Genomic DNA, 24,543 nt, shown 5'->3' on the forward strand with positions numbered 1-24,543 from the left:
TTACCTCGGTGTTTGCAGGATCCGCCCGGTGGTGGTTTGTCAGAAAGAATTAACCGTTAGCAAGCGAAGGAATAGCAGGATAATAAATTCGTCCGAGGTTGCCGAGAGGCGCAGCGGTGACATTTTGGCAACGTGCGTTGCAGTTCACAGAAAGCGGTACGCCATCCATGGCGCCGGGTCAAGACAGATGCGGATAGACGCCCGGACCGATGGGCAGGCCCAGCAGATACTACACCAGCAGCAGCGCGATCCACGTCACAAAGAACACCAGCGGATACGGGAAGATCAGCACGTAGTAGGTGCCGAGCTGCGCGTCTTTTTGATAGCGCTGCAGGAAACCGAGGAACAGCGGCAGAAACGGCGATGCGGAAAATAATCTGGGCAAACGCCGGGTGAAAGCCGAGCAGCATAAACATCGGCACAAACACCGGCGCGAGGATCGACCAGATCGCCGAGCCGCTGGCGATAAACATGCACAGAAACGCCGAGAGGAACATCAGGCCGAGGAAGGCCGGCGCACCGCTGATGCCGGCGCTCTCTAGCATATCAGTCAGGCCGATGGCCATAAACTTGCCCATGTTGCTCCAGTTGAAGAACGCCACGAACTGCGACAGCGGAAACACCATGACGATAAAGCCGGCCATGCTCTTCATCGGATCCACCAGCAGTCTGGGGATATCGTCAGCGCGGCGAATCTGCTGCGTCACCGCACCATAGGCAATCGCCACCACAAAGAAGAACAGGATGATGATTGGCACGATGCCCTGAATAAACGGCGAAGGGATGATGCCGCCGGTTTTCGGGTTACGCAGCGGCGCATGCTCCGGCACCACCAGCAGCGCCATCACGCCGATGAAGACCAGTGCGGCGAGACCGGCCGCCTTCAGGTCGCGATTCTCCTGCGCCGTCAGTGGTGGCAGGCGATCGTGGTGGCCGCGGTTCCAGACGGGCAGGCGCGGTTCGACAAATTTATCGGTCAGCAGCGCGCCGGCCACGGTCAGTACGATGACCGAGCTGGCCATAAAGAACCAGTTATCGATCACGCTGACGTGGACCGTGTCGCTGATCGCTTTCGCCGCCTCGCTACTGATACCGGAGAGCAGCACGTCGGTGGTGACGATCAGCAGATTCGCGGTAAAACCCGACGCGACGCCGGCAATCGCCGCCAGCAGGCCCGCTACCGGATGACGCCCGACGGCGAGGAATATCAGCGCGCCGAGCGGGCGGCATCACCACCAGTGCGGCATCGGAAGAGATATGGCTGAAGAAAGCGATAAACAGCACCATATAGCTGGCGTAGCGACGGCTGACGTGCGACGCCATCTTCACCATCAGCGACTGCAGCAGCCCGACTTTTTCCGCCAGGCCGGCACCGATCACCAGCGCCAGAATGGAGCCCAGAGGGGTGAAGCCGCTGAAGTTTTTAATGATGTTGGGCAGGATCCACTGAATGCCCGCCACGCTCAGCAGGTTATTGACCCGCACCAGTTCGCCATTGGCCTGATTTTTAACGGCCACATCGAGGCTGCTGAGAAGCGCGGTGGCGATCATCAGCACCACGATCAGGTAGACAAACAGTAAGAACGGGTTCGGCACTTTGTTGCCGACCCGCTCAATCCAGCTGAACAGCTTGCCGGGGCTGCGATTTTCGGTCATCACTTCCATCGGTAGATCCTCATGAGTCGTCTTGTCAGTTATGGTTGCGTACTGCTTATATTTTTTTATGGTGATGCGTTGGCACCAGGTCGCCATAAATGGCGACCCTACACGGTAAGGAGCGGTGACCACCGGTCACGCCCCCGTAGGGAGCGCATGTATGCGCACTAGGTTACTGCGTTGCAGAGCGGTCACAATCCGTCCCGTAGGGAGCGCATTTATGCGCACCTGGCGTAATGCGTTGCTGAACTCAGGATGCTAATGTCGATGGCTGCACGCCGGCCGGAATCGGGCACACGTACGGCTGTTCGCGGCGCACGCGGTCAAACTCTTCACGACAGCGCGCCAGCGCGGCATCATCGTGCAACAGCGTCAGCGCGGTGGCGGCCAGTACTTTGGCGGCGAGGCACATCCCTTTGTGGGCAATCGGCGTGCTGCCCTGCGCTGCCAAGTGTGCAGCGGCGTGCCGAAGGCAAAACAGGGGGCAAAACACTGCGCCGTCGGCGTTACCCAGCTAACATCCCCAACGTCGGTTGAGCCGTACAGCAACTCGCGCGTGACCGCATACGGCGCTACGTCATCCATCAGCACTTTATCCCCCAGCGCCCCGGCCCAGGCGATACCCGCTTCGCCGCCGGTGCGCGCCGCATTCAGTCGCGCGTTACGCAGATCGTCTTTGCTCAGCGTGGCGCGGATCTCTGCCGCAAACGCCTGTTCCTGCGCGCTGTAGTGCGGCAGACCAAAATGGTGCAAATTGCGTTCCATCAACGCTTCCAGCGCGCGGTTGGGCACATAGTTGGAGCAGGCTTTATCAAAACGTACCGTCATCTGCGTATCGGTCATCAGCGCCGCGCCTTTGGCGATGTTGATCACGCGCTGGTAGATATCCTGGGCCTGGTCGAGCTGCGGCGCGCGAATCAGGTACAGCACTTCGGCATCGGCCTGCACCACGTTGGGCGATACGCCGCCGGTTTGGGTGACCGCATAGTGCAGGCGCGCCTCCTGCACGATATGCTCGCGCAGGAAATTCGCGCTGGTGTTCATCAGCGTCACCGCGTCCAGCGCGCTGCGCCCGAGATGCGGCGAGTTAGCGGCATGCGCTGCCACGCCTTTGAAGTGAAACGCCGTCTGAATATTGGCAAGGGTGCTGAGGTTGAACATGCCGCTGAAGCCTTCCGGGTGCCAGGTCACGGCAGCATCGACATCATCAAACAGCCCCTCGCGCACCATAAAGGTTTTACCCGAGCCGCCCTCCTCGGCAGGGCAGCCGTAAAAGCTCAGCGTGCCGCGTCCGCCCTGTTCTGCCCACCAGGCTTTGATGGCGAAAGCGGCGGCCAGGCCGGCGGTACTGAGCAGGTTGTGACCGCAGCCGTGACCGTTGCCGTTTTCCACCAGCGGGTTGGGCGTGGCCCAGCCCGCCTGCTGGCTCAGACCGGCCAACGCATCAAACTCGCCGAGGATGGCGATCACCGGTTGGCCGTGGCCGATTGCGGCGATAAACGCGGTATCGAGACCGCCGACGCCGCGCTCGACCTCAAAACCCTCCTGCGCCAGCGCATCGGCCAGCAGCGCAGACGATTGCGTCTCTTCGAAACGGGTTTCCGGCACGTCCCAGATCGCATCGCTGATGGCACTGAAGCGCGCCTGATGCTGGTCGATGTAGCGATCGATGAAGTCGTGCGCGCTCGTCGGGCACCGCCGAACTGCGTCTGATTAAGCGCCAGCGTGGCCAGCATCTGCACGGCGGTGGCCATCACCGCTTCATCAAAGTCGAACCGCGCATTGTGATGACCCGCCGCCAGCTCGCAGCCGAAGATGACCTAAGACGCCAGGCTGCCGCGCTGCTGTACGCGCTCCATCATATAGGTGGCATCTTCGGAACCGGCCGCCTGCTGTTTGCTGTCTATCACCGAACTGAACAGACCCAGCGCTTCGGCCTGCTGATGGATAAAACTGACCCACGCCGGGCTCGGCGTGCAGCTGCGTGCACCGCCCATCAGCGTGATCTCGTGCTCAACACCGTACATCGCCGCGGCACCGGCAATCACGCGCAGCGCCTGCTGATAGATGTCGCCATTGACCTGATTACTCGCGCCGCGCGTTTCCACCTTCATCAGCGCAACATCCGGCACCACGTTGCGTCCGCTGCCGGCCTGTAATACGCCAACGTTAACGCGCGCCACGCCGCCGCTGTGCTGCGGCAGTGTGTGCAGCGCCAGCGTGGCCTGCGCCGCCGCCAGCAGCGCGTTGCGTCCCTCTTCCGGTTTGCCACCGGCATGCGCACCGACCCCGGTAAAACGCACGTCCAGTTTGGTCGTGGCGAGAAAGCTGTCGCTGCCGCAGACGATCTCGCCTGGCGGCACACCGGTGCCAAGGTGAATGGCGGTGAACAGATCGACATCATCGAGCACGCCCGCGGCCACCATGGCTTTGGCTCCGCGTACGCCTTCTTCGGCCGGCTGAAAAATGAGTTTTATGCTGCCGCTCAGCTGGTGCTTCATCGCCATCAGCACGCCCGCCAGCGCCAGAACTATAGTGGTGTGGCCGTCGTGGCCGCAGGCGTGCATCATGCCGGGATTGCACGAGGCGAAGCCTTCCCGCGTCGGCAGGTGATCGGCGGCGGCGCTTTCCGTCTGGTCGAGCGCGTCCATATCAACACGAAAGCCCATCACCGGACCGGGACGCCCGGTGTCCAGCGTTGCCACGACGCCGCAGAAACCGCCGGAGAAGTGGGGCAGCCACTGTGGCAGCGCGCCCTGCTGCAGCGCACGCGCTTCCTGCTGCGCCAGCACTTCAGCAGACGGCAGGCCCATGCGCGCATCGGCATCAATCACCTCACGGCCCAGCTGTAGCTGATAACCAAGACGATGCAGCTCTTCCGCAACCAGCGTGGCGGTGCGGAACTCCAGCCAGCCGGATTCAGCATACTGGTGCAGGTCGCGGCGCCATGTCTGCATCTGCGGTATCCGCGCGTTGACGAGGTCGGAAAGGGTGTTCATCGGCTGTTCCTTAGTGTTGGTTTTTTATGCATTCAACTGAATCTACACAATGGTATTAGGGTGCATAAGATGCGAATATCTTGTGACCGATAGACAATGGTTATCATCTGATTATGCCGGCCAATCTCAAACTTCATCAGCTGCGCGCCTTTGTTGACGTGGCGCGCCAGGGCAGTATTCGCGCCGCCAGCCGGCTGTCGGGCCTGTCGCAGCCGGCGTTAACCAAAGCGATTCAGGAACTGGAGCTGGCGCTGGGCGCGCGCCTGTTCGAGCGTCGCCAGCAGGGCGTGGCACTGACCGATGTCGGTGAAACCTTTTTTCGTCATGCCTGTCTGGTGCTGGAGGAACTACGCGTGGCGCAGGAGGATATCCAGCAGCGGCTCGATCTGGCCGGTGGCAGAGTGAATATTGGGGTGGGCGGCAGCATTGCGCGTACCGTGATGCCGCAGGTGATAACCCAGTTTCATCGTGAGTATCCACTGGTGAAAGTGCGTATCGTGGAGGGCCAGCTGGTGTCGATGGTGCATGAACTGCGTCAGGGCGCGCTGGATTTCACCATCAATACCTACGACCGGCATCATTTCGATCAGGTGCTGATTTTCGAGCGGCTGATGCAGCGCGAGTATCAGGTGGTGATGCGTAAAGGGCATCCGATGGCGCATGCGCGCTCGCTGGCCGAGTTGCAGCACTGCGACTGGACCATGCCGACGCCGCAGGGCAGTTATTACCGACTGCTGCATGACCTGTTCGGTGAGCGCGGCATGGCACCCAAAATCGCGTTGATCTGCGAGACCTTTATGGCCTGCACCAGCCTGGTGGCGAAGAGTGATTTTGTCAGCATCATTTCGCGCGACGTGATTGAAGACCCTACGCACGGCGGGCAGCTGATCGCGCTGGATCTCGACGATCCGCTGCCGAAAGCCACCTTCTATCTGATTCAGCGTAAAGACACCGCGCTGACGCCTATGAGCGCTTACATGGCGCAGCTGTTCCGCCGCTACTGCCAGCCGTGACGGGCGAAAAACTGCATCGTCTACACTTTAGGTGTACGACACGCGTTAACGAACTCTCAACGGAGGTTACGATGCAGGTGAGTCCTTATTTATTTCTCTACGGCCGCTGTGAAGAAGCGATTGCCTTCTATCTGGAAGCCACCGGCGGTGAAATTCTGCAAAAAATGACGTTTGGCGATATGCCGGAGCAGGGCGAACAGGTGGGCGATCAGTCCGCGCCGCCGCTGCCGCCGGAAAAGATTATGCATGCGCATCTGCGCATTGGTCAGGGCGAACTGATGCTGAGTGATGGCAATACCGCCCAGCCACCGGCGTCCGAACATGCCGGCTATGCGGTGAGCCTGGCCACGCCAGATGAAGCGGAGGGAAAAGCCTGGTTTGATAAGCTCTCTGCGGGCGGCAAAGTGACCACTGAATGGCAGAAAACCTTCTGGTCGAACAGCTTTGGGATGTTTATCGATAAGTTCGGCATCCCATGGCGCATCAACGTGGTGAAGCCACAGGCGTAACAGACTGGCGTGGCCGCGATGGTGGGCGGCCACGCCGGAAGCGGTTTAGAAGTTGTAACCCACTACAAGGTAGTAACCCCAGCCGGTTGATTTCACTTCAAACGGACCGTTGCCGAAGTTCAGCTCCTGGCCATCAGCCCACTGGCCGCCGTTGTGGAAGTAACGCGCCACGGTAGAGACATGCCAGTGATCGTAGTTCAGCGACAGGATGTGGCTGGAGGCAATCGAGTTGCTGGTGCGTGAGCGGTCAGACTTGTCACGCAGATCGGAGCCCCAGTCAAAGTTGGTTAAGCCGATATAGCTCAGCTTGCCGCCCCACAGATCAGTGATCGGCACAAAGTATTTTACCTTGAAGCGATAACCATCCCAGCTGTTTTCGTTCGCCGCACCGTAGTTTTCCCACTGGTATTTCGCGTACACGTTCAGAGACAGGCCGATATCGCTATGGGTATCGATGTCAGTACCCAGACCCATATACCAGGTGTTCTGACGGCTGTCGCTGTTACGACCCATGTCGTAGATGTCGTTGTTAGCGAAGTACCACTCTTTGAACGGTCCGAATGCCAGGCTGGTGCCGGTTGATGCGGCGTGCGATATTTGAAGCCAAAACGTGCGATAAATGACAGGCTACTTTTGTTTCCATCAGTGCAACGAAATTACACTGTCATTTTTCATCAAAGCCATTTTGGCCTGTTCGAGCATTCCGGTTAACTGGACAATATTTGTAGATGCTGGCCAATGAAACATCATACAGTAACGCAAGCTGTTTTCTGCTATGACCATTCGCCAATAATTTTTGAGCTTCCTGTTGCTGTGCAAAAGATAGCGACTGAGGTCTGCCGCCAATACGTCCTCTGCTTCTCGCTGCAGCTAAACCAGCCTGAGTACGCTCAACAATCAGTTCGCGCTCCATTTGTGCTAACGCGCTCATCACATGAAAGAAAAAACGGCCTGCGGACGTAGAGGTATCAATGGCATCCGTCAAACTATGAAAATGAATACCTTCATCTTCCAGATTGGATATTAAAGTAATCAAATGTTTAATGCTGCGACCCAGCCTGTCGAGCTTCCAGACCACCAGAGTATCCCCCGATTTCAGGCAGTTTAACGCGCGTTTTAATCCGGGTCTCTGGTCTGTTTTTCCACTGATTTTATCCTCAAAAATCTGTTCGCAATTTGCACAAATCAAGGATTTTTGCTGTAAATCGGTGTTTTGGTCATTTTTTGACACCCTCATATAGCCAATTTTTGCCATTTTAGCCCCTAATCCTCCCTCCGAAAGCCTTGTCATCGCTGGTTTTGGGCAAAATATTAGCTAAATTCCCGATTTAAGAAAACCTTGGTTTAACGGAAACGGTAGATTGTGCAAAAAATGCACTGGATAAACGGACTGGCGGAACGGTCAATGGTGACATTATGTCACAGGGGGGCCAGATCACCCTGAAGGGGGATGGCCGCAAGCATCTGGGTATTCATAATCAGGATGATAGCGTTCGCATGTGGCTCTACAAAGACAAGGGCGGTGATGGCGTTCGGCTAAACAATGGCAATGACGGCGGCGGCGATTATATTTTTCATAAAGATGGCGGTTTTCGTGCCCCTTCTTCCATATATGCCGGAGCCGCAAGGATAGCCTCTGACGGCAATATCTACGGTAGCATGTGGGGCAATCAGTGGCTGGACGCTTACCTGAAAAAGACCTTCCAGCCCAAAGGGGCCTACGGCAAAGCGAATACAGCGAAGCTCGGGGTCAATGGATGGTTTAAATGCGGGGACACGGGATTGATTATCCAGTGGGGTAAAACTGATAGCGAAAACTTTGACAGGAAAATCCTTCCGCTGCCCCTTCCGTTTCCAAATGAAGGTCTGTGGGCGCTGGGCTGGGTTGCTGAAGCTATAGGGATGGGTGAAGATCTATGTTCACACTCTGCCGGATTAGTCGATAAGGCGCATATCAAGGTTACAACTGACTACAACCTGGCTACAGCCAGGATAGCAATAGGATATTAATCATGTATTACTACAGTCCGGGTGAAAATGCTTTTTTCCCTGAAGAATTAAAACAGGACTATATCAGGGCAGGCAGCTTTCCCAAAGATACCGTTGAAGTCGGTGATGATGTCTGGCTGGAATTTGCAGGCAATCTGTCTCCCAAAGGTAAGCAGCGTATAGTTGGTACGGATGGTTTTCCAGCATGGGGAGATATACCACCACCAACAAAAGAAGATCTGATATCAGCAGCAGAGAAGCGAAAATCCTCGCTGATGCAGATTGCTACCGCCGCCATTGCACCTCTTCAGGACGCCGTAGACCTCGATATGGCAACGGATGCCGAAAAAGCGTTACTGCTGTCCTGGAAAAAATACCGCGTGCTGCTTAATCGTATCGATCTCAGCGCAGCCACGGATATCGACTGGCCAGACCTCCTTCAGAAACCAATCGCCAGAACCACGGTTTCAAGGCTGTTATCCACCGTCACCCTGACGATCCCGTTATCGACCAGATGGGCTGACTGTGATTGACGATCTGCATGAAAATTTATCGCAGAAGCAACATAGCCGATACAGAACAATCCCGCGCTGGGAAATTTCATGGGCAACGGGAAATCATAGGTTCCTTCCCTTTTATCTTTTCCATATCTTGCCCACTGAATAATTAATCCCGTGTCCCCGCATTTAAACCATCCATTGACCCCGAGCTTCGCTGTATTCGCTTTGCCGTAGGCCCCTTTAGGCTGGAAGGTCTTTTCCAGGTAAGCGTCCAGCCACTGATTGCCCCACATGCTACCGTAGATATTGCCGTCAGCGGCTATCCTTGCAGCTCCGGCATACACGGAAGAAGGGGCACGAAAACCGCCATCTTTATGAAAAATATAATCGCCGCCGCCGTCAATACCGTTATTGATGTGTATTCCATCACCGCCCTTATCTTTCCAGATATAGGCGCGCACGTTGCCATCAGCATTCGCGAGAATAAAAGGCTTACTGTTATCCCCCTTCATTCCGATTTGGCCACCCTGTGAAAGAATGTCGCCATTGACCGTTCCGCCAGTCCGTTTATCCAGTGCATTTTTTGCACAATCTACCGTTTCCGTTAAACCAAGGTTTTTTATAAATTGATTTTTGTCCGGGATGTCGGCGCCGTTGTCATTTTTTGATAACTTCTGCTCAAGAAGCTGATTGAGTTTTTCAGCAAATTTAGGGTTATTGTCGATGGCTTTTGCCAGTTTATTCAGTGTGTCTAATGTTGAGGGTGCACTGTCGATCACCGCGTTCAGCCTGTCATTGACAATTTTTACCGCTTTCGGGGTCGCCGCTTCCGTTTCACTGCTGCTCTGATTGGCGTTGCTGAGCTTGACGAAACCCTTTTCACTTACGCTCGCATCCGGGTGGTTTCTCGAGCGCGTATGTGCGGTTAACGCCGCTTCCGCCTCTTTTAATTGCTGCTTTAACCAGGCGGTGCGATTCGCCAGTTCACGCGCGGGTCGGTTGGTGATGCCATCTGGCCCACCCAATACCGGGTCGGAGGTCTCTATCTGGTAGATATCCTCTTCCCAGGCAGCCGTTTCTTTTAAATAGCTCATTTCATCGTTCTCCATCGGGCTGGATCCCATCTTGGCGGTTTTTTTAGTCACAGTGTAGTCTGTTTTCGTCTATTGATTAAGTGTTTTTGCATACTATTAACTGCTGCCTGATTATAGCGCCCGTGGTAGGTCGTCTGAGCGTTATAGCGCAGCGGCACTGCCGTATAATCCAGCGCCACCAGTTCGCTACGCGCCGGCGCAAAGGCCGCCAGCGTCTCGCTATCGGGATACGCTGTCGCCTGTTCCGGTTTAAGGGCCGCTCCCCCTTCGGTTATCGTCACCTCCCCAAACCCCAGCGCCCGTATCATGGCACGAATCGACCAGGGGGTACCCTTATAGCGATGCAGCGTGATGGCTGATTTCAGCATCGCCCGGCGCGCATCATCCGATTCTGCCAGAGACCAGCCATTGACCCCGGTTAACGCCAGCTGCTCTGCCAGCCAGGGCAAGGCCGACGCCTCGGTCATATCCAGCAGGTAAACCAGCAGCGGCGTCAGGTCAATCTGCTGTAACCAAGCGGCCTGTGCCGCCAGCGCCTGAAAATGTTTCTCTGCCGCCAGCAGCGGCGGTAACAGGCTGTTATCGGTCATCAGCACTCTCCGCGCCCAGGGTTAACTGAATGTCGCTACAATGCGCCCATTGCTGCGCGGCCAGTACCGTCGGCTCAAGGGTCTTGAAACTACTGAGCTGCACCCGGTAAACGCCAGGGACGGACAGGGCGGCGATAATCTGGCTGGGCACAATATCCCGACCCAGCTGTTTAGCCTGGCGGGCGACATACTGCTCGGCGGCCTGCCGCGCCTGTTTCAGTACCGGCGCGCCCGGCTGGCTGGCATAACAGGTCAGTTGCGCGCTAATCGCATAGTCGACTTTCTCAGGGGCCAGCACCTGCACCGTATCATTCAGCGGGCGTACCCGCTCTTCCGAGCACAGCGCCGTTACCAGGCTGAGTATCGTCTTGTCCGGCAGCCCACTGGTCAGCAGCGGATACAGGTTAACCGTCCCCGGCTTCGGGCGGGTCACCGCCACATCACAAATCCCCGGATGGGCACTCATGGCATGAAAACGATAGGCTTCGCGTGAACCGGCGGTACTGAAGGACGCCGGAGCCAGGCGAATACGGCTCCGCAAATGCGCATCGTCCTCAGCGTCTGAGCCGCCTTCGCTTGGCGTGGTATTGGTCACCTGGATATCCCCGTCATCGATGGCCTCCATCAGGGTGCTGATTTGCGCCGGTTGCCAGCCGTTACCCTTTGTTCCCGCCTCGCTGCAGGTCGTTATCGGTTATCTCAACCGACAGAATAGTAGCGGTCATTCCGCTCTCCCCAGGGTGTTAACGGCCAGGGTGTGTAACGGCCCCTGATAGCGGGTTAAGTCCGGTCGATACCCTTCACCGGGATTATACGACCAGCCGATATCCGGGGAAAACACCGTATGATTGTCGAGTGTCAGCTGGGCCACTGGCCGCATTTCGCCGGTTTTGCGCGAGACCACCTGCAACGACCAGCGCAGACGGTCACCGGACGTTTCCACTGTTAGCCCACGCGCGTTGACATCCCGCACTGACAGGGCTATCACACTGCAGCGACAGCGCCAGCCATTGGGCGGATAGAGCGCGCGCCATACCGGGTCATCGGCATGAAATACCCGGCCATGCAGCGCCAGATGGCTTCTGCGGGTACGGTTATCCCGTACTGCCACATACATCCAGTAGGGGCGCGCCGCGATATTCGCCCGCATTTCTGCCCAGCGCCCGGCGTTGTACAGGGTGGTGAGATTGGTGCGATAAATCGTCTCAAGGCGCTGCGGACTACCCAGTTGTACAGTGACCGGCTCACCGCTGACCGGGTCAGTGGTCTCCTGTTGCCCCCACCATCCCCTGGCCTGCAGTACCGGGGTTAATTCCTGGGCAAACCACTGCCCGGTTTGCCCCTCAGCCAGCGAGGTGTTCAGTGCCTGATACATGTCCTGCAGGATATCCAGTCGCGTCACTTTGGCCACCGTCGCACTCTGCGCATGGGCGTCTTGCCAGACATCCTGCCAGTCCCAGGAAAAGGTAAAACCTTTGGCTTTCAGGTAAGCAATGACCCGTTTGGGCGGCAGGCTAAACAGCGCCGTCAGTGCGTTATCATTGAGTGTCGGCATGTAACCTCCCCCAGACGCTGGCAACAAACATCACCCGGGCTAAGGTCTCCTGGAGTGCGTCCGCCTGCATCTGTGGATACAGTGTGCTGAGCTGCGCTATCAGCTCGCGGGGAGTCACACCGGATTGCACCGCGTCAAATAACGGGGCCAGCAGCGGTTGCAGAGTGTTGTCCAGGGTACCGTTTTTCATCAGGCTGTCCAGGGCACGGTCAAGCTGTGCCTGAGCCTCGGATGCGGTCTTTGTTTCGTCCTCGGCAAAGGTCAGCGGCGGTGCGGCGGAAGAGGTTGCGTGTGGCGCACTTTCCATCAGCAAATCGCCGGGTTGCAGGCCATATTCACGCTGATAGTATTGCGCGCTGAAAAAGCCTGCCGTTTGCGCCAGACTCTGGTCACGCTAGGGGCCTGCACCTCATCGATGGTCTCCTGCTCCCACAGTCGCCACGTTGGCACCGGCACATCACCAAAGTTCAGCTCAACCAGCCAGCGGAGTATCTGATTCACCGCACTCATCACCATCACCGCATCGCCGTCGCGGATATCGGCGGCGACTTCCAGCCCGGCCAGGGCGGAGGCGTGATTGGTTTCGGCTTCGGTGGTCTGGTTCTGGCCCAGGAGCGCAATGGTAATTTCACTGCGGGCCATCTCAATCAGGTCTTTATACAGACTGCTCCACGCGCCTTTGGTGGCGGGCTCCTTGAATTCAATGCTGCTGTCATCCGGGATAACCGCCACCGCATCCTGCACCATCTGCTCGAGGGAGTGCAGCAGCGGGCTGATATGCGCCTGGTCCTGGCTACGCGGATGATACCCCACTACCCAGGGGGTGCCGTACTTCTCACTAAAGCGCATCCAGAACGACCAGCCGGCTTTCTTGAACGTCACCGGCCAGAAGCACATTGACAGGTCGGGAAAGCCGTAGGGGTTATCAAAGGTGGCGTCTTGCGTCGCCACCACAAATTTGCGCGGCGGTAATAACTCGCCCGCCAGGCCGGACTGCGGGGCCTGAAAGCGCAGGCGATTCTCCGTATCAAAGGTAAACAACTCAGGCGGCTTGCCCACCACATCGGTCATCACCAGATGGCGCCCGTCTTTTGCCCAGCTCAGTTCGGCGGGTTGATAGCCAAAAAGGCCGCCTCCAGCAGTTCGCCGATGAGGCGGTTTATGTCCCACTGCGCCAGGGTCTGTTCAATAAAGCGCACCACAGGCGCAGGTGCCTGCCCCGGCTCCAGTCCGCGCTCCAGGCATTTGACCGCCGATTTACGCCGCCGGATACTGCTACCCACCAACGGCTCAGCGCGTAACTGGCGGTAGACGCTAATCGCCTGGCCTCTGGCGCGTAATATCGGGTCGGGATTGGGTAAATGGCCGAACAGTTGTCCCAGGCCCGCCGGACTGCGGGCGCGGGTAGCAATGTCACTGAACAACGCTTTTTATCGATAATCATCAATATCCCTCCAGCAACAATGAGGCCTGACGCGGGCAACAGGAGTAAGCGCGCACCGGGCCGTGGGGCTGGTCGGCGGCGCTGAGCGCTAAAAACAGCGCCCAGGCACGGTCAGCGTGCCCGGCGGCATCGCTCTCGGCCACAAAACGCGGTGCACCGGTCGGACTCATCACTTTTTTCAGTTTATGCAAATCGGCGCGTAACGCGCCATCGCCCTGTGGCAGTCGCAAGCGGCGGTCTTCAAATACCTCTTTACCGCGCGTGGCCAGCGTGAGTTTATTGCTGGCGGTAAACAGCACCCCCTCGACGCGATGGGTACCATGACGGCGTCTGGCATCCTCCACGGGCTTTTCGCCGAGACCAGTCTGGTCGATGCAGCAGCGCAGTACCCGGTAGTGGGCAAAGACCGCATCGAGCAGCGCATCCTGCTCGGCAAACGGGGCACGCTTGCGGGTAATGATGTCGCGTGTCCAGACCACATCGCCCACCTGTTCAATCACCCATATCACAAACAGGTCATGGCGCAGACCGATATCGACCCCGACAAAACAGGGACCGCCGTTATAGTGCTCAGGCTTGCCGGCCTGCGGGTGCTCTACGCCATCAATCAGGTCATAGGAAAGCCAGGCGGCGGCTTCATCCAGCCAGTGCAGTTCAAATTCCTGCGCCCAGGCGTCTTCATCATTGAGCGCCTGTTTGAGGGCGGCTACATCCCGTGGCAGGCCGTCTTTGACCGCCTGGTAAATGTCGACCCGATGGCGTGACCAGACGCTGTCCAGCGACGGGTCGGTCATCAGCTCATAAAACTTGTTGCCCTTGCCATTGGGGGTGGAGGTGACGCGCAGCCTGTAGCCGTTCGATATCACCGGAAACAGCGCGGCCCAGATTTTGCGGCTGTCAGCATGAAAGGCAAATTCATCGAGAAACACATTGGCGGCAAAGCCGCGCGCCGTATCGGGGTTGGCGGGAAGTGCGGTAATGCGTGAGCCGCCGGGCAGCACTGCCTCCAGCAGGGTGTAACGCTCGCTGCCCGAGCCTTTCACGCTGCCTTCGATTTCACGGATGGCCAGACCGTACGCCTGACAATGCTTTCTGACCCCTTCTTCCATCGCCTCTTTGGCCTGGCGTTCCCCGCGCGAGAGAATGACCCAGCGGGTGCGACCGCCACGGGCCTCGGTCTCAAAACAGTCATCAACCAGCTCCAGCGTGGTGGTAAAGGTTTTGCCGGTCTGGCGCGCAAACTGGCCGATTTTAAAGCGCGGCCGGTCAAGCAGCCAGCGCTGCTGGTAAGGGTAAAGCTCCAGTGCCGCGCTCACTGGATGATCCCGTAAATCTGTTGACGGACACGCTGCACGGTTTCCAGGCTGACGTGGCCGTCGTTGTTTTTGACTTCCAGCTCCAGCACATCCAGCTGGGCGGCAATTTTATCGCGCACCTCTGCCTGATAGCGTTTGAGACTGACCGACGAGCGGGTCAGGGTGGCAATGCTTTTGCCCACCCTGGCCAGGAGCGACGCACGCTCTGCGGGCGCCATCTCTTCATCACTGGCCTCACGCACGTCGATGAGCGCCGTCAGAATATCGGCCTGAATGGTGGCGATAATCGCCTCCGAGCGCTTGTCCTGGTCGTCTTCCGCCCCTTCGGTAATGACGCGTGCCATCTCGGTGGCTTCACGAATGGCGGCAAAGCGGCGCTGCACCTTCTGACCGTAGCGGGAAATCTGCGCCCGACCGATGCTGTACCCTTTATCCCGCAGCAGGGTCTCCAGCTCCCGGTAGCCACTGAAATTGCGCTCCGTCAGCGCCCGGTCGAGCCATTCACGCACCGATGGAGGCAATACATCGATATGACTGCGCGGTGCCATCGTCACTCTCTCCAGTATCTGGCGGGGCGGGCAATGCCGGGGATATCGTCGGTGACGTATTCCACCTGGTTCACCCCTTCCGGCGTCATCGTGGCGGTCCATGAGCGCGCCGGCGGTCGGGTCAGGCGAACCAGACTTAAGCCCTCAAGGAACAGTAACTCTTTTTGCAGCTCCAGCATGGTCATGTCCGGGTAGAGCGAGTGGCCCACGTCCCACAGCAGCCGGTCATTGGCCGGATAAGGCCGTGCCTTGTTGACCACCTGCAGTAACACCCAGCGCAGCCCTTCGCGGCGCGCCTGTTCGGTTTCTGTCATCCTTATCCTCCTGCCACCTGACGCAGTTGTATCGTTTCCAGCTTCTGGTAAATCGCGTCAAGCCGTGACTCCACCACCTGCTGATAATGAATAAATTCGTCGCGCCGGACATAACGTTCCGGCACCTCCACTTTGAATTCCAGCACCTCGCGCTCAAGGCGTGAGCCTTTGTCGGACGCCTCACGCATCAACCGCTCCAGCGAAGCAAACCGTTCGGCCTGACGCTTTTCGGTCTCCCGGATAAACCAGCGTGCCAGCCCCGCGAGAAAGCCCGCCAGCCCAAACAGATAGCTTACCAGTACCCAGAAATCGACCTGTAATGTCATGGTTGTGATCCTTCAATATAATCCAGCAATCCGTTTACCTGTGCCCGCCAGACCTGCACTGTTGCCCGTTGTCGGTGATATTGGCGAGGATATCGCGCTGGGTAACTGGACTCGGGGTGTGTCGCTCGCCAGGGGTCTCAGCTGACCGGGTCGTGTTGCCAGTACCGCCGGTAAGGGTGGCAGGGACTGAACCGTCAACGTCTGACAGCCCGAGGGCGGCGTTGTAGTGCTGCACGAAGCCACGAGTAAATACGCAGGCCACAGTATGAGCCTGACCTTTTTCATCCTGCCAGTGTTGGGTAACGTCATCTATCCGCCGGGTTAAGTGTTGGGTTTTGTCATGAAGCTGTGCAATGCGATTCAGGTAGCGCTGTTCGGCCTGATGCGCCACCTTCACCTGATGGATGAAACGCTGCTGCAGGGCATTTAGGGTTTGCGCGGCCTGCCCGGCGCGCTGTTTTTCCTGCATGGCAAACGTCTCGCGCAGCTGACTGAGGGTTGCCGCGCACCGTTCGGTTGAGCGACCTGCGCCTTGCGTGTAGCCGTGCCACCAGATACCCGACAACAGCGCCATTACCAGCACTCCGCCGGGGCTTTTCAGGCTGACTGCACTAAACACAGCTTGCCCCTCCCCAGGTCAGGTAACGCGGTGCCAGGGCATGTAAAATACGGTGCGGATAATGACGATTCTCACGCCAGGCGGTCAGGCTACGTCCGGCATTGACCCGCTCAACGCTGTCAAACCAGCGCCTGCCATCGACCCCCTGACGTTCTGCCAGGCGGCGGTCACGCTGTACCCAGCCCAGGCCACCGTTGTAGGCCGAGAGCGTCATCGCCATGCGCTCACACGCATTCACCGCCGACAGGCGTTGCCATAGCCAGCGGTCGAAACTCACCACTGCCCGCAGGCTCCAGCCGGGATTAAGCGGCGCTTTGGCGGCCAGTTCCGGCATCACCTCCCCAATCCAGTCCGTGGTCGCAGGCATAAACTGCCCCAGCCCCTGCGCCCCGATGCGATTGGTGATAGCCGGCTGCCAGCCACTTTCGTGCTCAATCTGGGCGGCAAAATCCGCCACCGGCGCATCAAGCCCCCACACCAGACGGGCGTTACGTATCAGCTCAGTCCGGTATGGCAGTGCCGCTTGTGGGGGACGCGCCGCATCGGCATCAAGCGCGCCACCAAGGAGCACTATCAGCAAAAGGAATAACAGCCATCTGGGGTCGCCCTGCGGACGTTGATAGCGGTTCATGGTCATAACCCCATCGCCACACTCAGACACACTGCGGCCACAATCACTGCCCGGCGCAACTGGGCGGCGGCAAACACCTGATGGCAGCCGCCGCGTACCGGATGTCGACCCTGTGCCACCTCCGGGTGGTCATGGTGCAGGTATTGACCGGGACGAGCCCTGGGGAACAGCGAACGGTCAAGCCAGTAACCGACCACCGCCGCCAGGGTGATCAAGGCCAGCTTGTAGAGCACCACCGGCAGTTGCTGCGGCGAGACCAGGCCAATCACCAGCAACAGACCAGCCGCAGTGAGCAACCAGCCGCCGAGGCGTGGGGGTTTTAAAGGGGGTCAAGGTCAGTTTTTTTCGGATTTTCATCACACTCTCCCTGAGAATCAGGCCGACAGTGTGACAGGGCGGTGCGCCAACCGCTTTTAAAGCGGTTTACTAGTGGGAATGGCAGGGCGTGGTTAGATTATCCTCAGCAATTGCCCCGAATGGGGCAAGGGAAAAAGCGCGACCCACCCGGTGCGCTAACACCGGACAGGCCGTCAACACACAGACATCACCTGTGAGTCAACCGTGGCGCTTTTCGTCCTCGAGGACAGGAAAGAGTCTACCTTAATTTCCATGAGTGAAACAGGCTGACAGACAATGCAGCAACATTTTTTACCGATACTGCCCTGGGCAGGCGGTAAACGGCGGCTGGCGAAACAGATTTTACCGCGCTTCCCGGCGCACACCTGCTACGTGGAGCCGTTTTGTGGCGCAGCGGCGCTCTTCTTTATGAAGTCACCCAGCAAAGTGGAAGTGATTAACGATATCAACGGCGAGCTGGTCAATCTCTACCGGGTGCTGAAACACCATCTGGAAGAGTTTATGCGCCAGTTTAAATGGGCGCTGGTCAGCCGGGCGATGTACCACTGGTTGAAAATAACCCCGACCGAGACCCTGACCGATATCCAGCGGGCGGCACGTTTCTATATGAAAAACTGGCGGGTATGGGACGGGATTTAGCCGGGATGATGATTGTTTCCGTCAATGATATTCCTGAGATGCGGGCAGTGTTTCAGGGGTTCGAGATGCAGAGCGTGCCGATTCGGTATAATCTCAACATCAATCAGCCCACACAACGGCGCGAGCTGATTATTACCGTCAAATAACCCTCTCCGCTGCAACGGAGAGGGATGCGTCATGCGCGGCGGCGGGCGGTTTTTTTCTCTGCCATTGCCGTCAGGGTGCGTTTAGCCACTTCGCGGGTTTCGCCGGGAATATGTCGAAAGGCAGTTAATACCTCTGCCTCTTCCTCATCGCGCACCACATCGAGCGCACTGGCTTCATCGCTGCGCTCCCCGGTCATCACATAAAGAAGGTCGACGCCTAACGCTTTCGCCGCGATTAAGTAGCCCGCATCAGGATGTCGCTCACTTTTTTCATAGTTGTACTGGGTGAGCTTTTTAACCCCGCACCGTTCAGCGAAGCTTTCCTGACTGAGCCCCAGCCGCAGGCGCTCGGATTTGAGACGGTCACCCACCCCTTCGAGTGTCAGTGTCACCCACTGCTGGGTATCGAGCGGAGCCTGCTTATCGCTCGCGGCAGACGGAAAGGTTTTATCGGTCAGTTGCTGGCTTAACTGTTGCAACTGCTTCTCTTTTTCGGCCACCAGTTGCTGGCTGCGCTTGAGCGCCGCTTCATCTTTACGCAATGTTGCCCGCAATTCCCGTACCGACATGCGGTCAACCTCATCGAGCGTCAGGCCCGCGATGGTGCCGCCTTCGGCCAGTTCGGCGAGGTCTTCGTCGTCTTCGGTCATCAGTTCAAAGAGCTTAGCTTTACCTAAACTCGCTAACGTTAGCGAGTTTTTCTGTAACAATGGTGATGTATATTTCAAAGCTGCTTTCATTATCGAATTTGCAGTTCTATGAGCCATTCCTAGTTTTTCAGTAACTATCTTAGTAAACTCCCCATGCGGCTCATTCTCTTTAAGAATAATCAGTCGCTTCCCCGCCTCCAGCATGGCTTCGGCACTCTGTGCCATATAGAAGCGCGCCTCATGCACAATACGTTCTCTTTCATAGGGTAAGCCATCTCCGAAACGCGCCATCACCTCCTGTTGGGCGCTGTTTTCTGCCTTTTTTTCAGGGTATGCAATTGCCCCCCCGCAATCGTGATATTGTCCGCCGTAGTTACAGACAGGCTGGTTGCCGCTTTTTTCTTTGCCATACAGGTCTCCTTCTAGGCCGATAACAGCCAGTGATTTTTAATGGTGATAAGAGATATACAAAAACAGACAAAAAAAGACTTTACATTATTTCGCATGTATTGGTATGTTTATTTTTAACTTTTTATGACGGAGGCAAAACAATGTCACTACAACACCCCGCCGACTTTAAGCGAAATTTTTATGACCGCGTCTATCAGGACTATCCGACGGTGGCGGCATGGGCACGCCAATCCGGCTTTAAACCTTATCAGGTATACATGCTGCTTGATGGCTCCTGCCAGGGCTGGCGCGGGGAAGCGCGCAAAATTAAACAGGCTATTGAACAGATAATGGGAAAACCCATGCCATCAGGTAAAAAGCGCTATAAAAAATAACATTCGCCCGTTTCACTGACGGTAACATAATTTCCATTAATGAAAAAGAGGCTCTCCGATGAAAAACACCTTATCGCTCCATGCTTCTTCACGCACACGGCGGGCGCTGCGTATTTTGAAAGCCATGAAGGGGCATTACCGCGAGGGTCTGTCCAATAAAGCCCTGGCGACGCTTATCAATGACTCACCCGCCAATATCAGTCGCACCCTGCCGTTTTTAATGGAAGAGGGCATGGTTGAACGGCGCCTCAACGGGAATTACGCCCTGAGTGAAGAACTGATACAGATTGCCCTGGCTTTTTTTGATGAAACCGAACGGGCGCAAATCAGGATGGCAGAACGACGGGGTCGCTGCGTAGCCTCACCGTCAAAACCGTAAGAGGAAAAAATCATGGGTAGAAAAGCGTTACCGATAACGGCTGAAATCACCCCCGAACAGCCCCTGTCGCCGGATTTAATGAACAATCTTAACGCCCTGGCTGAACATCAGCAGGCGATTATGGACAGGTACGGCGAAGGCCTGCCCTATGAAAGAGAACGTATTGTGCATGAGGCGCGCTTCTATATGGCACAGAGTGCCGAAGCCATGCTGGAGGCGGGGAAGCGACTGATTATTCTTAAAGAGAATGAGCCGCATGGGGAGTTTACTAAGATAGTTACTGAAAAACTAGGAATGGCTCATAGAACTGCAAATTCGATAATGAAAGCAGCTTTGAAATATACATCACCATTGTTACAGAAAAACTCGCTAACGTTAGCGAGTTTAGGTAAAGCTAAGCTCTTTGAACTGATGACCGAAGACGACGAAGACCTCGCCGAACTGGCCGAAGGCGGCACCATCGCGGGCCTGACGCTCGATGAGGTTGACCGCATGTCGGTGCGGGAACTTAGGGCAAAACTGCGTGAAACGGAAGAGTCACTTAAAGCCAGCCGCCGCCTGGCCAATGAGAAAGATCAAAAGTTCAATGAACTGAGCGAAAAACGCCTGCTCGATCAGCATCGCCCATTAGGGGAAGAGGGAATACGTCAGCTCCGTGAAGAGATTGGCCTGGTGGGCTTTGATGTTAAAGCCATATTAATGGGCCGCTTTCGGGAAGGGCTGGAAAAACTGAGTAGTCACAGTGGTGATATCACGTCCCACGCCGACTATTTAGCGGGCCTGCTTAATGATATTGAGTTTGAAATCAATGTGTTACGCAGTGATTTTACACTGCCCCATCACGCCCCGTCAGAGACCGTACCTGACTGGGTAAACGCCGATGCAGAGGCAGAAGACGCGGATTTTCAGTTACCTGAACATTTACGCGGTACCGGACAGGATAGCGGCGAGGAGGTGGAGTAATGAACCCCATCCTGACCGAACGCATACTGGCGATTGCCCAGGCTGCCGAAAAAGCCGGGCATGGCGGCAAAGACGCTGTTTATCAGACAGGTTGCCAGGCACTCGGCATTTCCAGAGCCACACTGCTGCGAAAAATTAAACAGGTGAGCTATAAACCGCCGCGCAGGCAGCGGGTGGATTGTGGCACCAGTGCCCTGACCCGTGAGGAAGCCCTGCAGATATCCGGCGTGATGATGGCCTCGCATCGCAAGAACGGCAAACGCCTTTACAGCCTGGAGCAGGCGGTTAATGACCTGCGGGCGAACAACCTGATTCATGCCGGGTATACTGATAACGAGACCGGCGAGTGGTACCCCCTGTCGGTGGATGCCATCAGCCGGGCGCTGTACCGTTACCGCCTGCACCCCAGCCAGTTAGGCGCGCCTGCCCCTTGCGTCCAGCTAAAAACCAACCATCCCAATCATGTCTGGCAACTGGATGCGTCGCTGTGTGTGCTTTATTACCTGAAAAACCCAGGCAAGCGGAGCACGACTCGTGACACCGGCCTGCACATGATGAGTGAGGCGGAATTTAACAAGAACAAGCCAAAAAATCTCGACCGCATTGTTAACGACCGCGTCTGGTCATTTGAGCTGACTGACCATACCAGCGGCTGGATTTACGCCGAGTACCGCTTCGGCGGCGAAACGACACAAAACTTTACCGATGTACTGATTAATGCCATGCAGGAGCGCGGTGGGGCCGACGTCCTGCATGGCGTGCCGCGCATCCTTTATACCGACCCCGGTTGCGCGCTGGTCTCGTCCACCCTGCGCAACCTGTGTCAAACCCTCGGTATTCAGCTTATCGCCCATAAAGCCGGCAATGCCCGCGCCACCGGCTCAGTGGAAAAGGCGCGTGACATTCTCGAGTGCCATTTTGAATCCGGTCTGCGGTTTGTGCAAGTCGATAATATTGATGAACTCAACCGCCTGGTCGGGTTATGGCGTAAAAAATACAACCGTACCGCCATCCACCGACGTACCGGCATGACCCGCACCGACTGCTGGCTGCGTATTACCCCTGGACAGTTAATCAAGGCACCGCCTGTTGACGTCTGCCGCGAACTGGCGGTGAGTCTGCCGGAAAACCGTAAGGTCAGCACTCACCTTCGCGTGTCGTTCAGGGGGAGTGAATACGATGTACGGCAAGTCCCCGGCATTTGCGTGGGCGACACTGTACAGATAGTGCGCAACCCCTGGCGCGACAGTAAAGCGCAGGTGGTCATGATGAATGAGAACGGACTGGAAGTCTTTTGCCGGATGCCGGAAGTGGCGAAAGACGACTACGGCTTTGACCTCAACAGCCCGACACCCGGCGAATCGTTCAGGGCATTACCCCACACCACGGCGCAACACCATCTGGCGGAAGTCGGGCAGACCCTGTATGGCAACCACCACACCGGGGGAAACCGCTGCCGCGCAAAAAGCCAGGGCGCTGCCACTGGGCGGTCGCTTTAACCCTTATCTTGATAATGAACGCGATACCCCACCGATTTACCTCCCCAGACAGGGGCAGGTCTCCACGGTTTGTGCCCCGCGTTTTGAAGAGCGATTAAACCCGGTCGTGGTGGTTCAACAGTTGCGTGCGCGTTTTCAGGCGGCGGGCAAGACCTGGCGCAGTGAATTTTACACCACGCTGACCCAGCGCTTCCCGGACGGCATCCCCGCCGACCAGGTCGACGCGCTGGGTGATGAACTGATGGCCCAGTCCACCGGGGTGGTGGTCCCCCTGGCCAGTCACGGTTAACGGGAGGCCATCATGCTGAAACTGAAAACCCTGTTACAACAACACAATCTGACACAGGCAGCACTGGCCCGGGCGCTTGACCTTTCCGGGGCGACACTGGCGCAGATAGTCAATCACCACCAGTGGCCGAAACAGGACACCGACGCGCTAAAACACCGTATCCGGGCCTGGTTACGTGACCAGGGTATCGCGACGGACGACTGCTTTGACGGGGTTACGTCCGGCGGCAGGGAAAAGCACACACCACCCAGCAACGAGGAGGACACCATGTTACTCAAAAAACAGGTATTACTGCCTGCCACCAAAAAGCATTTTGGGCTGTTTCGCGCCCCGTTTGATGACAACGCGGTACAGGGTCATGAAGATGTGTTTTTAACCCCTGAAAGCCGTTATGTGCGCGAGGCGTTGTACCAGACCGCCCGCTATGGCGGCTTTATCGCGGTTATCGGGGAATCCGGTTCGGGTAAAAGTACCCTGCGTCGTGACCTGACTGACCGCATTTATCGGGAAAACGCCCCGGTGGTGGTGATTGAACCCTACGTGCTGGCGATGGAAGACAACGACCATCAGGGCAAGACCCTCAAAGCCGCCAGTCTCGCCGAGGCTATTGTCCACACCCTGGCCCCACTGGAAAAACTCAAACGCTCACCCGAAGCCCGCTTCCGTCAGTTACACCGACTATTAAAAGAGAGCAGCCGTGCCGGGTACAGCCATGTGCTGGTGACTGAAGAAGCCCATTGCCTGCCCATCCCGACCTTAAAGCACCTCAAACGCTTCTTTGAGCTGGAAGACGGTTTTAAAAAACTGCTGTCCATCGTCCTGCTGGGACAACCCGAGCTGGGCGACAAGTTATCCGAGCGCCTGTTAGCGGTCAGGGAAGTGGTACAGCGCTGCGAGGTCATTGACCTGCCGCCGCTGGATGAACACCTGAGCGACTTTCTTGATTTCAGGTTTAAACGCGTCGGTGGCGACATGAACAACGTTCTCGGCCCGGACGCGATACCGGCACTGCGTCAACGCCTGAGCTGGCTGCGCCCGAAAAAAGACACGCCGGTCAGCCTGCTTTACCCGCTCGCTGTCGGCAATCTGGTGACCGACGCCATGAACCTGGCCGCCGAGAACGCCATCCCGGTTATCGACGCCAATATTATTCACAGTGTGCATTAAAGGAGGCTTTTATGCTGAACCCCGCCGTGACCATTAAAAACCCGTCAGCGATGACCTACCAGGCCATCCAGCAGCAGTTCAGGCAATGCCTGTCGGTGATGGACAAACTCAGCCAGGAGGGCTTTACCGTCAGTCAGTTTACCGTTGATGGCTATAGCCGTCCGACCATTATCCTGCGGCATGACCGACGGTGTGATGCCTTACATCAAAAGGGCCATGCCGTTCGCTATGCCCTGGGTACTGACCGTCAGGGCCGCTGGGAAAAATACCAGTTCCTGCAAGATAACTGCCGAATCACCTGGGAGGTACGTTAATCATGAAAACACGCCCTGTCCGTATTACCGCACGACAATCGGTTTATCTGGCAAAAACCGTGGATATTACCGAACAGGACTATGAAACCTATTTATCGATTTGCGAAAACTGCCGTGATTTTAATGAACAAGACCAGCGTCTTGGTGAAATAGCGGCCCGATACCACATGAATTTATTTGAGCATATTCAACACACTGACGCCCCTGAAGACATTATTTTCGAGCGCGTTTAATTCCCGACGTTGTTAATTA

The 24,543-nt window shown here is 56.8% G+C and carries 25 protein-coding genes and 6 pseudogenes; 13 read left to right on the forward strand and 18 right to left on the reverse strand.

Going from position 1 to position 24,543, the window contains the following annotated elements; all coding sequences use genetic code 11:
- Window positions 1–229: 229 nt before the first annotated feature.
- From AC6I8M_RS13800 to AC6I8M_RS13810, 3 pseudogenes are all read right to left on the reverse strand, one after another.
- Window positions 230–1,665: pseudogene (locus tag AC6I8M_RS13800) on the reverse strand (AbgT family transporter).
- A 241-nt stretch (window positions 1,666–1,906) separates the two neighbouring features.
- A pseudogene (locus tag AC6I8M_RS13805) lies at window positions 1,907–3,327 on the reverse strand (M20 family metallopeptidase).
- 17 nt (window positions 3,328–3,344) lie between these two features.
- Window positions 3,345–4,655: pseudogene (locus AC6I8M_RS13810) on the reverse strand (amidohydrolase); the annotation flags it as partial.
- Window positions 4,656–4,768: 113 nt separating this feature from the next.
- Between AC6I8M_RS13810 and AC6I8M_RS13815 the strand changes: the two are divergent.
- Both AC6I8M_RS13815 and yjdN read left to right on the forward strand, forming a co-directional pair.
- Complete coding sequence (locus AC6I8M_RS13815) at window positions 4,769–5,668, forward strand: LysR family transcriptional regulator (protein ID WP_010616967.1); 900 nt, start codon at window positions 4,769–4,771, stop codon at window positions 5,666–5,668.
- Between the two features lie 71 nt (window positions 5,669–5,739).
- Window positions 5,740–6,177, forward strand: coding sequence for a VOC family metalloprotein YjdN (yjdN, locus tag AC6I8M_RS13820; protein WP_498013462.1), 438 nt, complete (start codon window positions 5,740–5,742; stop codon window positions 6,175–6,177).
- A 45-nt stretch (window positions 6,178–6,222) separates the two neighbouring features.
- Here the strand turns inward: yjdN and tsx are convergent, their stop codons facing one another.
- Both tsx and AC6I8M_RS13830 read right to left on the reverse strand, forming a co-directional pair.
- Window positions 6,223–6,798, reverse strand: coding sequence for a nucleoside-specific channel-forming protein Tsx (gene tsx / locus AC6I8M_RS13825; RefSeq protein ID WP_498013819.1), 576 nt, complete (start codon window positions 6,796–6,798; stop codon window positions 6,223–6,225).
- A gap of 43 nt (window positions 6,799–6,841) precedes the next feature.
- Window positions 6,842–7,432: a recombinase family protein gene (locus AC6I8M_RS13830; RefSeq protein ID WP_022548474.1), complete on the reverse strand. Its 591-nt coding sequence runs from the start codon at window positions 7,430–7,432 to the stop codon at window positions 6,842–6,844.
- A 161-nt stretch (window positions 7,433–7,593) separates the two neighbouring features.
- On the opposite strand from AC6I8M_RS13830, the gene AC6I8M_RS13835 reads away from it, so the two are divergent.
- Entirely contained in the window at window positions 7,594–8,187 is a 594-nt protein-coding gene (locus AC6I8M_RS13835; RefSeq protein ID WP_022547402.1) for a tail fiber protein, read from the forward strand.
- 2 nt (window positions 8,188–8,189) lie between these two features.
- Complete coding sequence (locus AC6I8M_RS13840; RefSeq protein WP_022548508.1) at window positions 8,190–8,699, forward strand: tail fiber assembly protein; 510 nt, start codon at window positions 8,190–8,192, stop codon at window positions 8,697–8,699.
- On the opposite strand, the gene AC6I8M_RS13845 is transcribed toward AC6I8M_RS13840, so the two are convergent.
- The 12 genes and pseudogenes from AC6I8M_RS13845 to AC6I8M_RS13900 all read right to left on the reverse strand — a co-directional run bounded on the left by AC6I8M_RS13845 (window position 8,606) and on the right by AC6I8M_RS13900 (window position 17,399).
- Entirely contained in the window at window positions 8,606–9,760 is a 1,155-nt protein-coding gene (locus AC6I8M_RS13845; RefSeq protein WP_498013807.1) for a tail fiber protein, read from the reverse strand. The two genes, AC6I8M_RS13840 and AC6I8M_RS13845, sit on opposite strands and share 94 nt — an antisense overlap.
- A 47-nt stretch (window positions 9,761–9,807) precedes the next feature.
- Window positions 9,808–10,350: a phage tail protein I gene (locus tag AC6I8M_RS13850; protein ID WP_022548472.1), complete on the reverse strand. Its 543-nt coding sequence runs from the start codon at window positions 10,348–10,350 to the stop codon at window positions 9,808–9,810.
- Window positions 10,340–10,975 (reverse strand): baseplate assembly protein, encoded by a 636-nt coding sequence (locus AC6I8M_RS13855; RefSeq protein WP_022547399.1) that lies wholly within the window; start codon window positions 10,973–10,975, stop codon window positions 10,340–10,342. Before AC6I8M_RS13855 ends, AC6I8M_RS13850 begins: the two co-directional genes overlap by 11 nt.
- Before the next feature lie 96 nt (window positions 10,976–11,071).
- Window positions 11,072–11,905, reverse strand: coding sequence for a phage head morphogenesis protein (locus tag AC6I8M_RS13860; RefSeq protein ID WP_498013463.1), 834 nt, complete (start codon window positions 11,903–11,905; stop codon window positions 11,072–11,074).
- A pseudogene (locus AC6I8M_RS13865) lies at window positions 11,889–13,335 on the reverse strand (phage portal protein family protein); the annotation flags it as partial. The pseudogene AC6I8M_RS13865 and the gene AC6I8M_RS13860, both read right to left, overlap by 17 nt.
- A 13-nt stretch (window positions 13,336–13,348) precedes the next feature.
- On the reverse strand, window positions 13,349–14,665 hold the full coding sequence (locus AC6I8M_RS13870; protein ID WP_498013464.1) for a phage terminase large subunit family protein: 1,317 nt from the start codon (window positions 14,663–14,665) through the stop codon (window positions 13,349–13,351).
- Window positions 14,662–15,213 carry a DUF3486 family protein gene (locus AC6I8M_RS13875; RefSeq protein WP_022547924.1) on the reverse strand — a complete coding sequence of 184 codons (552 nt, stop codon included), beginning with the start codon at window positions 15,211–15,213 and terminating at the stop codon, window positions 14,662–14,664. The genes AC6I8M_RS13870 and AC6I8M_RS13875 overlap by 4 nt, the downstream gene beginning before the upstream one ends.
- A 2-nt stretch (window positions 15,214–15,215) precedes the next feature.
- A complete protein-coding gene (locus AC6I8M_RS13880) occupies window positions 15,216–15,527 on the reverse strand; it encodes a hypothetical protein (protein ID WP_022547390.1) in 312 nt (103 codons plus the stop codon).
- A 2-nt stretch (window positions 15,528–15,529) separates the two neighbouring features.
- Window positions 15,530–15,853 carry a hypothetical protein gene (locus AC6I8M_RS13885; protein WP_022547389.1) on the reverse strand — a complete coding sequence of 108 codons (324 nt, stop codon included), beginning with the start codon at window positions 15,851–15,853 and terminating at the stop codon, window positions 15,530–15,532.
- A 34-nt stretch (window positions 15,854–15,887) separates the two neighbouring features.
- The gene (locus AC6I8M_RS13890; RefSeq protein WP_498013465.1) at window positions 15,888–16,472 is read right to left on the reverse strand and encodes a hypothetical protein; all 585 of its coding nucleotides are present in this window, start codon (window positions 16,470–16,472) and stop codon (window positions 15,888–15,890) included.
- Entirely contained in the window at window positions 16,465–17,103 is a 639-nt protein-coding gene (locus AC6I8M_RS13895; protein ID WP_051588504.1) for a transglycosylase SLT domain-containing protein, read from the reverse strand. The genes AC6I8M_RS13890 and AC6I8M_RS13895 overlap by 8 nt, the downstream gene beginning before the upstream one ends.
- 2 nt (window positions 17,104–17,105) lie before the next feature.
- Complete coding sequence (locus tag AC6I8M_RS13900) at window positions 17,106–17,399, reverse strand: putative holin (protein ID WP_022547386.1); 294 nt, start codon at window positions 17,397–17,399, stop codon at window positions 17,106–17,108.
- 337 nt (window positions 17,400–17,736) lie between these two features.
- Between AC6I8M_RS13900 and AC6I8M_RS13905 the strand changes: the two are divergent.
- Window positions 17,737–18,066, forward strand: a pseudogene (locus tag AC6I8M_RS13905) (DNA adenine methylase); the annotation flags it as partial.
- A gap of 38 nt (window positions 18,067–18,104) precedes the next feature.
- The gene (locus AC6I8M_RS13910) at window positions 18,105–18,245 is read left to right on the forward strand and encodes a hypothetical protein (RefSeq protein WP_498013466.1); all 141 of its coding nucleotides are present in this window, start codon (window positions 18,105–18,107) and stop codon (window positions 18,243–18,245) included.
- Window positions 18,246–18,274: 29 nt separating this feature from the next.
- Here the strand turns inward: AC6I8M_RS13910 and AC6I8M_RS13915 are convergent, their stop codons facing one another.
- Complete coding sequence (locus tag AC6I8M_RS13915) at window positions 18,275–19,186, reverse strand: helix-turn-helix domain-containing protein (protein ID WP_498013467.1); 912 nt, start codon at window positions 19,184–19,186, stop codon at window positions 18,275–18,277.
- Window positions 19,187–19,335: 149 nt separating this feature from the next.
- On the opposite strand from AC6I8M_RS13915, the gene AC6I8M_RS13920 reads away from it, so the two are divergent.
- The 7 genes and pseudogenes from AC6I8M_RS13920 to AC6I8M_RS13950 all read left to right on the forward strand — a co-directional run bounded on the left by AC6I8M_RS13920 (window position 19,336) and on the right by AC6I8M_RS13950 (window position 24,524).
- On the forward strand, window positions 19,336–19,680 hold the full coding sequence (locus tag AC6I8M_RS13920; RefSeq protein WP_498013378.1) for a helix-turn-helix domain-containing protein: 345 nt from the start codon (window positions 19,336–19,338) through the stop codon (window positions 19,678–19,680).
- 58 nt (window positions 19,681–19,738) lie between these two features.
- Window positions 19,739–20,059, forward strand: coding sequence for a helix-turn-helix domain-containing protein (locus AC6I8M_RS13925; RefSeq protein WP_022547321.1), 321 nt, complete (start codon window positions 19,739–19,741; stop codon window positions 20,057–20,059).
- 12 nt (window positions 20,060–20,071) lie between these two features.
- Window positions 20,072–21,022, forward strand: a complete 951-nt coding sequence (locus tag AC6I8M_RS13930) for a DUF3102 domain-containing protein (RefSeq protein ID WP_498013377.1) — start codon at window positions 20,072–20,074, stop codon at window positions 21,020–21,022.
- Window positions 21,022–22,810 (forward strand): annotated as a pseudogene (locus AC6I8M_RS13935) (integrase catalytic domain-containing protein). Before AC6I8M_RS13930 ends, AC6I8M_RS13935 begins: the two are co-directional and overlap by 1 nt.
- Window positions 22,811–22,822: 12 nt before the next feature.
- On the forward strand, window positions 22,823–23,977 hold the full coding sequence (locus AC6I8M_RS13940; RefSeq protein WP_498013376.1) for an AAA family ATPase: 1,155 nt from the start codon (window positions 22,823–22,825) through the stop codon (window positions 23,975–23,977).
- An 11-nt stretch (window positions 23,978–23,988) separates the two neighbouring features.
- Window positions 23,989–24,291 (forward strand): HI_1482 family protein, encoded by a 303-nt coding sequence (locus tag AC6I8M_RS13945; RefSeq protein WP_010617117.1) that lies wholly within the window; start codon window positions 23,989–23,991, stop codon window positions 24,289–24,291.
- A 2-nt stretch (window positions 24,292–24,293) separates the two neighbouring features.
- Window positions 24,294–24,524 (forward strand): hypothetical protein, encoded by a 231-nt coding sequence (locus AC6I8M_RS13950; protein ID WP_010617118.1) that lies wholly within the window; start codon window positions 24,294–24,296, stop codon window positions 24,522–24,524.
- The last annotated feature ends 19 nt before the right edge of the window (window positions 24,525–24,543 follow it).

Source organism: Type-A symbiont of Plautia stali, from assembly GCF_059731155.1.